At 47.1% G+C, this 13,888-nt stretch carries 13 protein-coding genes and 1 riboswitch; of the genes, 3 read left to right on the plus strand and 10 right to left on the minus strand.

What is annotated here, in order from left to right; translation table 11 throughout:
• Positions 1–5 precede the first annotated feature (5 nt).
• A riboswitch (TPP riboswitch) is annotated at positions 6–103 on the minus strand.
• A 145-nt stretch (positions 104–248) separates the two neighbouring features.
• The 4 genes from HCZ42_RS14200 to HCZ42_RS14215 form a co-directional block, all read right to left on the minus strand.
• Positions 249–401 (minus strand): hypothetical protein, encoded by a 153-nt coding sequence (locus tag HCZ42_RS14200; protein ID WP_167421311.1) that lies wholly within the window; start codon positions 399–401, stop codon positions 249–251.
• A gap of 381 nt (positions 402–782) precedes the next feature.
• A complete protein-coding gene (locus HCZ42_RS14205) occupies positions 783–2,663 on the minus strand; it encodes a PhoX family protein (protein ID WP_167421312.1) in 1,881 nt (626 codons plus the stop codon).
• 472 nt (positions 2,664–3,135) lie between these two features.
• Entirely contained in the window at positions 3,136–3,969 is an 834-nt protein-coding gene (locus HCZ42_RS14210) for an arginase family protein (RefSeq protein ID WP_167421313.1), read from the minus strand.
• A gap of 5 nt (positions 3,970–3,974) precedes the next feature.
• On the minus strand, positions 3,975–4,715 hold the full coding sequence (locus HCZ42_RS14215; RefSeq protein ID WP_175579512.1) for an IclR family transcriptional regulator: 741 nt from the start codon (positions 4,713–4,715) through the stop codon (positions 3,975–3,977).
• 344 nt (positions 4,716–5,059) lie between these two features.
• On the opposite strand from HCZ42_RS14215, the gene HCZ42_RS14220 reads away from it, so the two are divergent.
• Together HCZ42_RS14220 and HCZ42_RS14225 are read left to right on the plus strand one after the other, a co-directional pair.
• Positions 5,060–5,485, plus strand: coding sequence for a universal stress protein (locus HCZ42_RS14220; protein WP_167421314.1), 426 nt, complete (start codon positions 5,060–5,062; stop codon positions 5,483–5,485).
• Positions 5,486–5,691: 206 nt separating this feature from the next.
• A complete protein-coding gene (locus HCZ42_RS14225; RefSeq protein ID WP_167421315.1) occupies positions 5,692–6,156 on the plus strand; it encodes an arsenate reductase ArsC in 465 nt (154 codons plus the stop codon).
• A 19-nt stretch (positions 6,157–6,175) separates the two neighbouring features.
• On the opposite strand, the gene pstB is transcribed toward HCZ42_RS14225, so the two are convergent.
• The 6 genes from pstB to HCZ42_RS14255 form a co-directional block, all read right to left on the minus strand.
• Positions 6,176–6,916, minus strand: a complete 741-nt coding sequence (gene pstB, locus HCZ42_RS14230; RefSeq protein WP_167421316.1) for a phosphate ABC transporter ATP-binding protein PstB — start codon at positions 6,914–6,916, stop codon at positions 6,176–6,178.
• Between the two features lie 116 nt (positions 6,917–7,032).
• Positions 7,033–8,274 (minus strand): phosphate ABC transporter permease PstA, encoded by a 1,242-nt coding sequence (gene pstA / locus HCZ42_RS14235; protein WP_167421317.1) that lies wholly within the window; start codon positions 8,272–8,274, stop codon positions 7,033–7,035.
• On the minus strand, positions 8,267–9,649 hold the full coding sequence (gene pstC / locus HCZ42_RS14240) for a phosphate ABC transporter permease subunit PstC (RefSeq protein ID WP_167421318.1): 1,383 nt from the start codon (positions 9,647–9,649) through the stop codon (positions 8,267–8,269). Before pstC ends, pstA begins: the two co-directional genes overlap by 8 nt.
• A gap of 5 nt (positions 9,650–9,654) precedes the next feature.
• Complete coding sequence (locus HCZ42_RS14245) at positions 9,655–10,647, minus strand: substrate-binding domain-containing protein (RefSeq protein WP_368484195.1); 993 nt, start codon at positions 10,645–10,647, stop codon at positions 9,655–9,657.
• Between the two features lie 166 nt (positions 10,648–10,813).
• Positions 10,814–12,241 carry an NAD-dependent succinate-semialdehyde dehydrogenase gene (locus HCZ42_RS14250; protein WP_167421320.1) on the minus strand — a complete coding sequence of 476 codons (1,428 nt, stop codon included), beginning with the start codon at positions 12,239–12,241 and terminating at the stop codon, positions 10,814–10,816.
• Positions 12,242–12,394: 153 nt separating this feature from the next.
• Positions 12,395–12,877, minus strand: coding sequence for a MarR family winged helix-turn-helix transcriptional regulator (locus HCZ42_RS14255; protein WP_167421321.1), 483 nt, complete (start codon positions 12,875–12,877; stop codon positions 12,395–12,397).
• 135 nt (positions 12,878–13,012) lie between these two features.
• Between HCZ42_RS14255 and HCZ42_RS14260 the strand changes: the two genes are divergently transcribed.
• Complete coding sequence (locus tag HCZ42_RS14260; protein ID WP_439849001.1) at positions 13,013–13,888, plus strand: DMT family transporter; 876 nt, start codon at positions 13,013–13,015, stop codon at positions 13,886–13,888.

Raw genomic sequence — 13,888 nt, forward strand, 5'->3', positions numbered from 1 at the left:
ATAAAGATGCGACGCTAATAGTTCCCTACGCCAGTGCTAACTGAATCAGGTTCTACGGGTCTCGCTATGCGATCTCAGCCTTTCGGCTCCCCGACTATTTCCAGCAGATGATAGCAGTATTTAAAATGCGAATGCACCAATAATTTGCTGGCGAGAAAGCATCCAAAGAAGAAATAAGCAGTTTGGCGGCGCTAGAAACGACAAAAGGAGCTAAACGCTCCTTTTTTGTCTCTACTTCGCTGGGCGAACTATGCCTCTAAGACTTCCTCGCCTAACACTTCAGCGAGCAATAACTGATCAGACTCATCAAGCTTCATACCGAGAACTGGCAATCCATGCTGTGCGGTCCAGCAACCAAAGAAAACAACAATGGCTAATGCGAATATAATCACTGAAACCATAACTAACCTCCCCTTGTGGTTAAACACCAGTACCTGGCTAACCCAAGATGCAGCTTCGGATGAAGTTAAAGGCCGTTATGCAATACTTTATTCTTTTACGTTTTGGATTCACTCTCAACAAGCCACACTTGTTAAGGCTCGTGTCTCTATTGCGTTCAGTTTATTGTATTCACTTAAAAAGTTATTCGGTCTCTACACCTTGATGTTATTGAGGTACCTTTTCAATATAGGGTTACCGTATGGCGCTGGCAACTACATTTAGTGGTAAACAATCTCTAAGTCACAAATATTATGTGGACAGGCGCATAAATATCCTGCATTTATCCAGCGATAAAAAAAGGGGCATTGAGCCCCTTAAACTACTGGTTTTGGTTAATGCAGTTACGCGCCAATCACGCCGCCATCTTCACGAGTAATCGCCACAATGGTGGAACGCGGTTTGCTGTTGCCACCGGCTGGGAAGTGCGACGGTGCGCCATCTTCACCTGGGTGCTGAACGCCAACAAACATGGTTTTGTAATCTGGCGAGAAAGTCAGACCGGTGATTTCACACGCGATTGGCCCGGTTAGGAATCGACGCACTTCACCCGTCATTGGATCGCCACACAGCATCTGGTTATTCCCCTGCCCTGCAAAGTCACCTTTGTTCGAGTATTTACCGTCGGTTTGAATCCACAAACGGCCTGCTTTATCGAAACCAATGCCATCAGGGCTGTTAAACATGTTATCCGCATTGATGTTCTCACTGCCCGCGTAAGGCGTGCCTTTGTGTACTACTGGGTTACCTGCAATGAGGTACAGATCCCACTCAAAACCACTGTTAGTGTGGTCGCCACCTTGAGGCATCCAGCGTACGATCTGACCGTAGTTGTTTTGCGCACGAGGGTTAGGGCCACCCACTGGTTGGTTTTCTTTGACGCCACGGTTTTTGTTGTTAGTCAGGGTACAGAAAACGTGCTTATTGTCTGGGTGAACCGCAACCCATTCAGGGCGATCCATCGTCGTTGCACCGACTTGCGTTGCCGCGCGACGAGCGAAGATCATCACCTCAGCTTGATCGTTAAAGCCGTTTTCTTTGGTTAAGCCATTTTTGCCGTAAGTCAGCTCGATCCATTCACCGTTGCCTTTCAGCTCTTTGTCGTCCATGTCGAATTTCGCGACATACAACGTGCCTTCTTCCAACAGATCGCGGTTCGCCTTGTCGTTGCCAGGTTTGTATTTATGCTTAGAAACGAACTTGTATAGGTGCTCACCGCGCTCGTCATCACCTAGATACACCACCACGTGGCCGTCGTCGTTCACCACAACCGCCGCGTTTTCGTGTTTAAAGCGGCCAAGTGCAGTACGTTTTAGTGGCGTTGCGTCTGGGTTATGCGGGTCGATTTCCACAACCCAACCAAACCGGTGCGGTTCATTTGGGTGCTTAGCTACGTCAAAACGCTCGTCGGCATCGTGCCATTGGTAGCTGCTTGGTGCCGCTTTAATGCCATAGCGTTTGTGGTCAGCAGAAATATCTGCGCCTTCTTCACGAGTACCAAAGTAACCGTGGAAGTTCTCTTCACACGTCAGGTATGTACCCCAAGGTGTTTGACCGTTTGCACAGTTGTTGAATGTACCCAGCGGTTTCATACCAGATGGGTCAAGTTCGGTTTTCATCAGTGCGTGACCAGTAGCGGGTCCAGTTAGCATCATCTCTGTGTTTGCGGTGATACGACGGTTGCGTTTACCGTCTTTATCTAGCTTCCATTCACCACCAGACTTAACGATCTCAAACACCGTGACACCGTGTGCTGCTTGCGCTTTTAATACATCATCTGCTGTCATCGCGTCACCGCCATGATCAAACAGGTATTCATAGTTGGTGTATTCGTTGTTTACCGCGATCACCGCACGATCGTCGCTGATCGAGAACAAACTCATACCATCGGTGTTATCACCAAACTGACGTTGTTGTGCTTTAGAATCTTGTTTACCACTCTGATCAAACTCTGGTGCGCCCGAGAAAATTGGGTCTCCCCATGACAGTAGTGGTTTCGCTTTGTAGCCTTTCGGTACGACAATTTCGTCTGACGTGGACACTGGCACCGCCTCGAAATTGAGCAGTGCGCTTTGCTTGTCTGCTGCGAACGCTTTTGCAATTGGGTTTAATGAAAGGAAGGCACCAGCGCTCACCGCTGCTGTACCGACTAAAAAACGACGGCGAGACAATCTCGCTTCGATCATTTGGCTAAACTGCGAATCTTGTTCATCACGGTTCCACATCGCTGACTCCTTGCTGGATTAGTTTTTATTCGTTAGCGAGCAGATGCTAGGCAACCAAGATGACAAATAAGTTAAGCTATTGTTTATTTAAGATTAATTGCAGATTACAGTTTTTCTCGATTTACATGGCAAACTTATTAAAGTGCGTGGCTCTTCAATTTTACAGAGTAATATATCGAATTTATGCAAAAAAATGTGATCTTAAACCTAGCTAAATTTTAAGTAGCTGGATAAATTGGATCCTGTTCATGAGGAACCACAATCAAATAAGCTCAATGACGAGCACAAATGTTCTAAATGAGGGAATATCATGAAGAAAATGAGAAAAGCACAATTGCATCGCGTTCGAATTCAGTACTGGAAAGACTCAAGCAAAAACGCGAACAAACAATCTTAATGTGCAAACCCAAAAAACTAAGCTGGCTTTAACGCCAGCTTTTGTGTTTTTAGCGCCTGACAAAATTAGAGTATGTCACGCCGCTCGGTGATTGACGGGAAACATTTCCGCCATATCATGCAACAGATTCAGTGTCTGTTTGGAGTATAGGTGCTTATCTTTGTATCCAACCAACTGAATGTGACGTACCTTTCCTGAAATCAAAAGTTGTCTCAGCATGCGACTCACCATTTGCACCTCCAACCAGCTTGCCGACTCTATACGAGCACTCGGGTACAAACACTCCAGATCAATGTTCACGACAACATCTTCACAATGAGATAAGTAACTCGCGATCTGCTGTTTAACGTGAAACCGATGGCTGAAACCGCACTCTTGCATCGTCATCCAGTCACAGCCTAGGTCTTCGGCATACTCAATGCTGCGCTCATCATTTTGTGAGTTGTCGATACCAATACAAAATAGACGACATTCGTTGTAGCGAGAAAGCGCAAAATGGTAAGCCGAGCCAATATCCGGTTCAAGCGGCGCTTTTAGCTCAAAGCGTCGACCGATATGGATGATGCCTAACTCGCGGCGCGGCGTATGCAGTAAAGGCAAGCTGTGTAGCAACGTCTCAACGTTATTGGTCAGCACCACTGGTAACGAATCAGAGCCCAAAAGACGACTAAGGTGCAGCTGAAATTTGCTACTTGGCTGCTGCTTGAGATTGAAATGGCCGCCGTTCAACCAATGGTGTCTGTCTTGTTGCGATAGCCATTCATACACTTCTTCTAAGCTCTGGTCTGCCATTTCGAAATCCACCAGCTTCATTGATTTAAGCTGTTCGCTCACGCTGATCAGTGTGAGTTGGTGAGACGGAAGTCCAATAATATTCTCGGTTTTGTTACGTCGAAATAGCCCAAACATTGCGATTACCTTTCTGGGGGCAAAGCCCTCGCTGCCTGAAGAACGTGTAAAATGATTTTTTGTTGATTCGTTTCAACCCGATGCGCTGGTGCCATTACAGAGACGGCGCCGATCAGCTTACTGCCTTTCATCACTGGTGCGCTGATCCCGGAAACGCCCGAGTCAATCTCAGAAGTACTAACGGCATAGCCTTGGTTGCGAATTTGCTCCAACTTTTGCTGCCATTGAACAATTTTGTCTTGCTCACCAAAGTATCGCAGTATTTTTTCGCACCGCTGAGCAGGCATATATGCCAACATAACTCGGGATGAGGCGCCTCGCAGCAGGGGTTGACTTTGACCCTGGACGTAACTGCAACGAAGCGCCTGCATGCTCTCTTTTCTGCTCACACACAGCGCACGATAACCAACTGGGACCATGTAGGCCGACATTTCGCCGGTTTGTTTTTGCAGTCGATTCAAAACCAAATCCACTGCATCCAAATCGTGTTGGCTATTCTTGTAGCTGCGCATTAGCATCAATGCTGCTGGACCGATGATCAAGGTTTTGTCACTTGGACTTTCTTCGATTAGATTCCATTCTTTCAATAGCTTGAGGTGGCGATAGAGGCTGCTGATTGGCGTGCCTACCTGGTCGCTCAACTGCTTAGCGGTGACGGGCTCGTCATTCACCGCCACTTGCATCAAAAGCTGCAATACCTTTTCGTTGACCTGTCCATTGCTTTGTTTCATCGAGTTGGTGCTCATGTTGTATCGTCAGATAATTTCTTCGACAAATTTTATTCTCAATAAGTAAGAATATATAAACAATTTAAACATCTATTTCTCATAAAATAAGAAAACCATCAAACAGCAATCAGTTATGCTTCATTTGTACGAAACTGAACAAAACCGACTTTGCTGCCTGCATCAATTCCTTACTTGAATGCTAGGCGGATGTGAGGGAATAAACGCGACACGGAAAATGAAAAACACTTGAGTAGTCAAAGAGATGAATATGAGAATTTTGTGAGTAATTCGCGATCTGACAGGCACCAATTTCTCCTAATTAAGACTATGCTTAAATGGTCGATTTCAATTAGGGGTTGGATATGCAATACAAACACATCATGGTCGCTATTGAGCTTTCAGAGCAGAGTAACATCCTTATTGAGCGAGCGACGTTTTTAGCGAAGCAGCTTGGTTCTGATATCTCGTTTATTCACATCGATGGTACTCATGGGGAGATCTATCCTGATTTAGTGGATATTAAGGCTAACCCCGATTTGAGACCAGTTAACGAACATACAATGGAGCAGTTGAAAGAATTTGACGCCAGCACCGATTATCCGGTGAAAAAAATCATCGTTGGTACGGGCGATCTGAGTGAAAAATTGCATGAAGTGATCGCAGGCAACGGAGTTGATTTGTTGATTTGTGGTCACCACCAAGATTTCTGGAGCCGAATTATTTCCTACTCTCAGCACCTGATCAACAAATCACCCGTCGATATCTTAGTGGTACCAATTGAGTCGTAGTCATCACTCAACAACAAATTCACAGCTGCAAGACTCACTTCGGTGAGTCTTGCTTGTTTATCCATCAATCAGAATAGTTTTCTGACTTTTGAAGCACTCCTAATTCCACGCAAGCACCTACATTGCTCTGTCACAAAATCTTCAAATTGATTCTCTAATATCGGATCACTCCCCTTTTTACACAATGAAAAGTCGAAGGAATGGTTATGAAGTTACTGTTTGTATGCCGCCACAATTCCTGCAGAAGTATTCTAGCTGAAGCAGTCGCACAAAGAGTGTTGCCCAATAACTACGAAATACGTAGTGCTGGCAGCGAACCAACAGGTGAAATACAGCCTCAAGTGATTGAGTTCCTTAAATCAATCGAAGTAGACACTGGGACATTTCGTAGTAAATCTTGGGAAGAGTTTATTGGGTTTCACCCCGACTTTGTCATTTCAGTGTGTGACACCGTGCACCATGAGGCCTGTCCAAACTGGTTAGGTGACGGCGTGCGTGTGAACTGGTCACTAGACAACCCTTTGGCTGACGAGAGCGCAAGCGCCAAAGGAGCTCTTCAGGATGCATACCAAATATTACGCGAGCGATTGGTTAAGCTCGCCGACCTCCCCTTAACACAAATGAGCCACGAGGAGCAGAAAACAGTACTCACTCAGTTAGGTACAGAGTAGAAACGAAAACCCTTCCCAATCAGCCGAAATGTCCTTGCAAGTACCCTTTTGTCAGAGAGTGAATAGGTTGCTCGAACATTTGTTTGGTTGGGTTAACCTCAATCAATTGCCCCAAGTGAAAATACGCCGTTCGATCTGAGATTCGCTGTGCTTGTTGCATCGAATGGGTCACCATTCCAATGGTGAAATTCTCTTTCAACTCTAGAATCAGTTCTTCAATGACCGCCGTCGCAATTGGGTCAAGGGCAGAACAAGGCTCATCCATTAAAATCACTTCCGGGCTGATCGAAATAGCGCGGGCGATACACAAGCGTTGCTGTTGCCCGCCAGACAAGCCTGTCGCAGGTAAGTGCAACCGTGACGACACTTCTTCCCACAATCCTGATTTTTTCAATGACTGCTCCACCAGCTCGTCCAGTTCATCCTTGTGTTCGACCAAACCATGGATCTTTGGACCATAAGCGACATTGTCATAAATCGATTTTGGAAAAGGATTAGGCTTTTGAAAGACCATCCCGACTCTAGAACGTAGCTCTTCCGGCTCTAGAGACTGAATATCGGTATTGCTAAGGGCTATTCCACCCTGAACAACACAACCAAGCACCGTATCATTCATTCGATTTAGACAACGTAGAAACGTCGATTTACCACACCCAGAAGGCCCGACAAGGGCTAGGACTTCTCCCCGACCTAAGTCTAGACTGACGTCATAAATCGCTTGTTCCTCGCTATAGAACACGTTGACGTGTTTAGTTGTCATACCGGCTCGATCACTACTGAAAACTCCTATGGTTTGATGTGATGGCTTCGCACTAGGGAACACTCTGCACAGGGGTGCGTTTAAACGCATCGGTGACTGCTCTAATTCGCTCATAACTACCACCTTGTTTCCAACTTTCGCCTTAGATAAAGTGCCACGCCATTCATCAAAAATAAGAAAAACAGCAAGACAATAATAGCCGCAGAAGTCAGCTCTACGTAGCCACGCTCTGGATTTTCAGACCAGAGAAAGATCTGAACAGGCAAAGCGGTCGCCGCATCGAGAAATCCTTGCGGCACATCGACAATAAACGCCACCATCCCAATCATCAGTAAAGGTGCTGTTTCACCCAACGCTTGCGCCATGCCAATAATGGTTCCGGTAAACATACCCGGTAACGCCAATGGCACAACGTGATGAAAGACGACCTGTGTCCGAGAGGCTCCCATCGCTAACGCCCCATCGCGGATGGAAGGTGGCACGGACTTCAAAGAAGCCCGACTAGAGATAATGATGGTTGGCAACGTCATTAATGTTAAAACCAACCCGCCCACCAGTGGGGTTGATCTCGGCAGTTCCAACACATTGAGAAAGATAGCTAAACCAAGCAAGCCAAACACGATAGAAGGGACTGCAGCAAGGTTGTTGATATTAACCTCGATGATATCGGTAAGCGTATTTTTGGGAGCAAACTCTTCAAGATAAATTGCTGCACCGACACCAATAGGAAAACTCAACAGCATGGTCGTGAGCAAAGTAAACAAAGACCCCATAAACGCCCCTGCAATACCAGCCACCTCTGGATTTCGGCTGTCTCCGAGTGAAAAAAATCGCCAGTTAAACGTAGTGCGAATCCGTTCTTGCTCCAGCAAAGAGTGGTACCAATTCAACTCTTGCTCACTCATCGCAACTTTACTCGATCCTTTGCGATATTGATTGAACTTGTCACTCATCGGTAACCACACCGACAGCGAAGTATCAGACAACGCTTGCTCTACTAACTTCCGCTGCAATATGTATTCTGATTCGACCGAGACCAACCTATATAGCTCTCGACGCTCGGAGCGGCTGGTAACGTCAGGGAATTCTATTTTTAGCTGGTCACGAATCAAACTGCGCGGAGAGGTTTGGTGACTTTGTTTGTCCAAGCGAAGCGTTAGCTCGATTTCAGAGCTGATAAACGCCCCCACACCAGTAGCAATCACAGAAGTCAAAAGAAAAACCAAAAAGGACAAAGAGCACAATATCGACACGACGCCGTAGGCTCGAAAGCGCGTTTCTGAGCGTTTACGCTTGACCAGAGACTGGCGAATAGTCGCTATTTTTTTCTGGGTCAGGTGTTGCTGTGAATCACTCATAATGCTCTCGATACTTTTTCACAATACGCAAGGCAATGACGTTTAGGATCAGCGTCACGACAAACAAGGTTAACCCCAGAGCAAACGCAGCCAGTGTTTTTGCACTGTCAAATTCTTGATCTCCTACCAGCAACGTCACGATTTGTACCGTTATCGTAGTTACCGACTCCAACGGGTTGAAAGTCAAGTTCGCCGATAAACCTGCTGCCATAACGACAATCATCGTCTCACCGATGGCTCGAGATACTGCTAACAGTAAGCCCCCGACAATTCCAGGTAATGCAGCAGGTAATACCACTTTCTTTATGGTTTCAGAGTGCGTCGCGCCCATCGCAAGAGAGGCATCTCTGATACTTTGTGGCACAGCTCGAATGACATCATCAGACAAAGACGAAACAAAAGGGATGATCATCACGCCCATTACCAAGCCCGCGGCCAATGCGCTTTCTGAAGACACGCTGTCGCTGCCCAAGGTTTCAGCTGCGGAACGGATAGCTGGGGCAATCATCAGCGCAGCAATAAAGCCATACACCACCGTCGGAATACCCGCTAATATTTCCATGATCGGTTTGATGTACGTTCGGGTTTTCTCTGACGCGTATTCCGCTAAATAAATAGCGCTGAATAACCCAATCGGTGCTGCTACCAACATCGCGATCAACGTCACCAGCAATGTACCAATAAACAAAGGAACAGCGCCAAAGGCACCACTTGCACCTTGTTGGTCGGCGCGAATGGCAATCTGGGGCGACCAATGGGTACCAAATAGAAAATCTGGAACGGGGATAGTTGAGAAAAACCGCACTGACTCAAACAAGACAGAAAGTACAATACCAACAGTGGTCAAAATCGCGATAGAAGAGCAGAGGATCAGCAGCCAACGCACCACCTTCTCCACTTTGGGGCGAGCGCGGAAGTAAGGCTTAACTTGGCTAATACCGACAAATAGAAGAAATGCGACTAGCAGTACCAGACCGATAAAAAACAGTTTGTCATTTTCAACTTCAAGCGCACGATAATACTGTTGAGCTTGAAAGAGTGCCTTGTAAAAAGGATCGTCGGACGTCTCGCCACCGAGCCCAGCGACAATTCGCGCGTACAGCAGATCTTCTTGAATTCCCGCTTGTTGTAGGGGATATAGCGCGGTGAAGTGAGAAAGCGTCAGGTAGCGGATAATCCAATGCTCCGACACCATCCACAATAAACAGAATGAGATAACAGGCAGCGTCACCACCCACATAACAAACCAACCATAATAGCTGGGCAATGAATGCAAGTGCCTTACGCCGCCCAAATGAGAGGCGACTCTGACTGCTTTGAACCGACCAACAAGAAAAGCCAAAACAGCCAGTATTACAATATACAGCGGCAGCATATGCGTTATAGATTAGGCGTTAAACTCTCAGCCGCTTGGCGTACTTTTTTCCAATCGGCTTCAGAAAGCGGGATCAAACCTCGGTCAGTCAAATACCCTTCTTCTCCAATCGCATCTTCACTGGTAAAAGCCAACGCATATTCGTGTAGCCCGGCCACTGTGCCAACATGGGCTTTTTTGATGTAAAAAAACAGCGAGCGAGATACTGGATAACTTCCATCACCAATGGCGTCAAATGACGGCGTTACACCATTAATTTTAGCGCCTTGCACCTTGTCGCGATTCTGGTCTAAGAAACTATACCCAAAAATACCAAACGCATTGGGATTCGATGCCAGCTTCTGCACGATAAGGTTGTCGTTTTCTCCGGCTTCAACAAACGCACCATCTTCGCGAAGACCTTGACAAGCTGCCTTATGTTTCTTGCTATCCACCTTAGCGAGCGCTTTCATCGCGGGAAGTTCATCACACCCAGCTTCCATCACTAGCTCAACAAACGCATCTCGAGTACCCGATGTTGGTGGCGGACCTAATACTTCGATACCAACATTAGGAAAGTCAGGATTAATTTGCTGCCAAGTTTGATACGGGTTGTCCACCAAATCACCTTTTTCATTCGGCAGAACTTTTGCTAACGCCATATACAGTTCTTTGATCGTCACATCAAGCTGAGCAGACTTAGTCGAGTTAGCAAAGGCAATTCCATCGTAACCAATTTGAATTTCGATGACGTCGTTCACCCCGTTTTTCTTGCACAACTCAATTTCACTAGACTTAATTTTACGCGACGCATTTGTGATATCTGGGGTGTTACCACCGACACCAGAGCAGAAGAGCTTTAAGCCGCCACCAGAGCCGGTCGATTCAATTTTAGGGACAGAAAAGTGAGTAGATTTGCCGAATCGTTCCGCAACGACCGTAGCAAAAGGATAGACGGTTGATGAGCCGACAATGTTGATTTGTTCTTGAGCCAGAGCAAGCGGGGATGCGAGCATCATACTCAATACGCATGGAATTCCTTTATTGGCAATAGACATGGCCCTTCTCCACTGTTCATTTTATCACCAATAACAGCGTACAAGGATAACCATGCTTCGAACATGGGTTAATCAAAAATTAACAGAATTGTCATTAATTGTAAGGTTCAACAATCGTCCAGTCTGGTTATAGTCCACCAAAACAGAGGTATTTGATATTCATATATTCGTCAATACCTTGCTTGGCTCCCTCGCGGCCAATACCGGACTGTTTAACGCCACCAAAAGGGGCTACTTCGGTCGAAATAATGCCTTCATTAATGCCCACCATTCCGTACTCAAGCGCTTCCGCAACATTCCATACACGAGCGATATTCTGGCTATAAAAGTAAGACGCTAAACCGTAAATGGTGTCATTGGCCATTTCAATCAATTGCTCGTCGCTGTCAAACGCAATCACTGGCGCGACAGGGCCGAAGATCTCTTGTGACACGATCTCCATGTCATGGCGAACATTTTTCAGCACCACTGGCGCAACAAATAAGCCATCATGCTCGACGCGTTTTGTCGCCACCTCAGAACCTTGTTCGAGAGCCCGCTCGATCACAGCAAGAATGTTATCTTTCGCCGTTTGGCTGATCACCGGGCCGACGTTAATCCCCTCTTCTAAGCCGTTACCGACGTTAAGTTGCTCCACTTGTGCGGCAAATTTTTCGATAAACTCATCGTATACGCTGCTGTGCACATAAAAGCGGTTGGCGCATACACACGTTTGCCCCGCATTGCGGAACTTAGACGCGATCGCACCCTGCACTGCAGCATCAATATCTGCATCGTCAAACACGATAAACGGTGCGTTTCCGCCTAGCTCCATAGAGGTGCGTTTAATATCGTGTGCACTTTGTTCCATCAAAATACGACCAACGCGCGTTGACCCGGTAAACGATAGCTTGCGAATCAAAGGATGCGAGGTAAATATCGACCCGACTTGCGCAGCGTCTTCTCCCAACACCACTTGCAACACATCGCGCGGGATGCCCGCTTGATAGGCCAACTGCACCACAGCAAAAGCCGATAGCGGTGTGAGCTCGGCAGGCTTAACGATAAAACTACAACCGGCAGCCAACGCAGGAGCGGCTTTACGGGTAATCATCGCAATCGGAAAATTCCACGGCGTAATGGCACTCGCGACGCCAACGGGTTGTTTAATGGTAACAATACGCTTGTCACCAGAAGGGGCAGGGATCGATTCACCGTAAGTACGCTTGCCCTCTTCGGCAAACCACTCGACAAAGCTGGCGCCATACAGCACTTCCCCTTTAGCTTCGGCAAGCGGTTTCCCCTGCTCTAAGGTCATCAAACGCGCGAGGTCTTCTTGGTTGTCCACCAGCAAGTGATACCACTGGTTCAGCAGTTGTGAACGGCTTTTTGCAGGTAATTTCGCCCACACTCGCTGCGCGTGATGCGCACGTTCCACCGCCGCTTCAATCTGCTGGTGTTGCAGAATAGGCGCGTAACCGAGCAGTTCACCAGTCGCAGGGTTGTTCACCGCAAGTCCTGGTTCATGCTTCGAAACCATAAACGTAAGGAGGTCAGAATTCGTTATTTGATGCATGGGGTAATCCAATTAATACGAGTGGTTTATTTATTTTACACCCTCGCCAAACAAACGGGGCGATTACGTGCCGCTAGCGGTGAAAACTATGTTTACTCAACGCGATAGCATCAGTTTGGCGATTTACAGTGTAATTTGGGCTAGGATGAGCGGTTACTCAAACTCAGCCAAACAGAGCTTGAGCATTTGGTTAAGCTGCGCTTTGTGCTCGACGTCCATTCCGCTGATCAAGCGGTGCTGCAGTTCAACGTGCAATTCCAGCAGCTCATCAATCAATCGAATCCCCTTCGCCGTCAGTTTCACTGTCACACTGCGGCGGTCCGCTTTACTATGAGTACGAACAATAAGCTGTTTCGATTCAAGCTTGTCTAGCCGATGCGTCATCGCACCAGAAGTAAGTAACATCGAACCCATTAATTCTGACGGCGTGAGACAAAACGGCTCACCGCTGCGTCTCAGCGTTGCTAGCACATCGAACTCACCGAGTTTAAGCCCATAGCGTTTGTGCAGTTGCGCGACTTCGGTTTCCATGTGTTTAGCAATACGCAAGATCCGCCCCATGATGGCCATAGGTTCGGTATCCAGTTCCGGTTTTTCCAACGCCCATTGCTGGGTCAGACGATCCACAACGTCCATCGACGCTTCTCCGCAAACGAATTGAGACTGGCAAGTATCTTAACATAAAGATACTTTACAAAGAACCAATCAGGGCGTACATTCCAAGTCAATTATCTTAACGTAAAGATAAAATCAATGAACATATTACTCGCTATGATTCCCTCATTTTTCTGGGGAACGACCTACGCAGTGACTCAATTTACACTGACGGATTGGCCACCATTGTTGCTGGGCGCGCTGCGTGCTCTTCCAGCCGGATTATTGCTGCTGATGATCAAACCTACCTTGCCAACACGAGACGAGTGGAAAGTGCTGATCACGCTTGGGACGATCAACATCGCGGCCTTCTTTGCGCTAATCTTTGTTATGGCATTAACTCTACCTTCTGCGATCTCCGGCGTTGGCATGGTGTCCGTACCGGTATTTGCGATGTTGTTTCATTGGCTTAAAAACAAACAGCGCCCCAGTGCGATTCAAGCGCTATGTGGCGCCGCGTTAGTATTACTCGCATGGATGCTGTTTGATCCAAGTTCAATCCGCCTAAACCCAATCGGTTTACTGGCGATGCTGGCGGCGATCTCTTGCATCGTTGTCGGTAGCTCAATCACCAAATCTCTCGGCGCACGTATGCACTGGTGGAAGGTACTAACGTGGCAACTGATCTTAGGCGGACTGGTGCTGGTCGTGCTGTCAGCCATTCATTCGGTGTTTACTACAGAGAACTATGTAACGACGCTGAGTGGCATCTCGCTAAAAAACGCGTTGGGGCTGATTTGGGTGGCGGTACTCAACACGGCGCTGGGATATGGTTTGTACGTATGGCTACTGCAACGTATGAGCGTGGTGGACTTTACCTTTGGTGGCATCGCCAACCCGATTGCTGGGATTGTCACCGGGTTGATTCTACTCGGCGAAAACTACACCGTTGTCCAATATGGATTAATGGCAGGGATGATCGCCATGTCGCTGTTACCACAATTAGTTATCGCACTTAAGCAGCGAAAACCAGTACACACAATAAATCATTGA

This window comes from Vibrio hepatarius (genome assembly GCF_011806575.1).
GTDB lineage: Bacteria > Pseudomonadota > Gammaproteobacteria > Enterobacterales > Vibrionaceae > Vibrio > Vibrio hepatarius_A.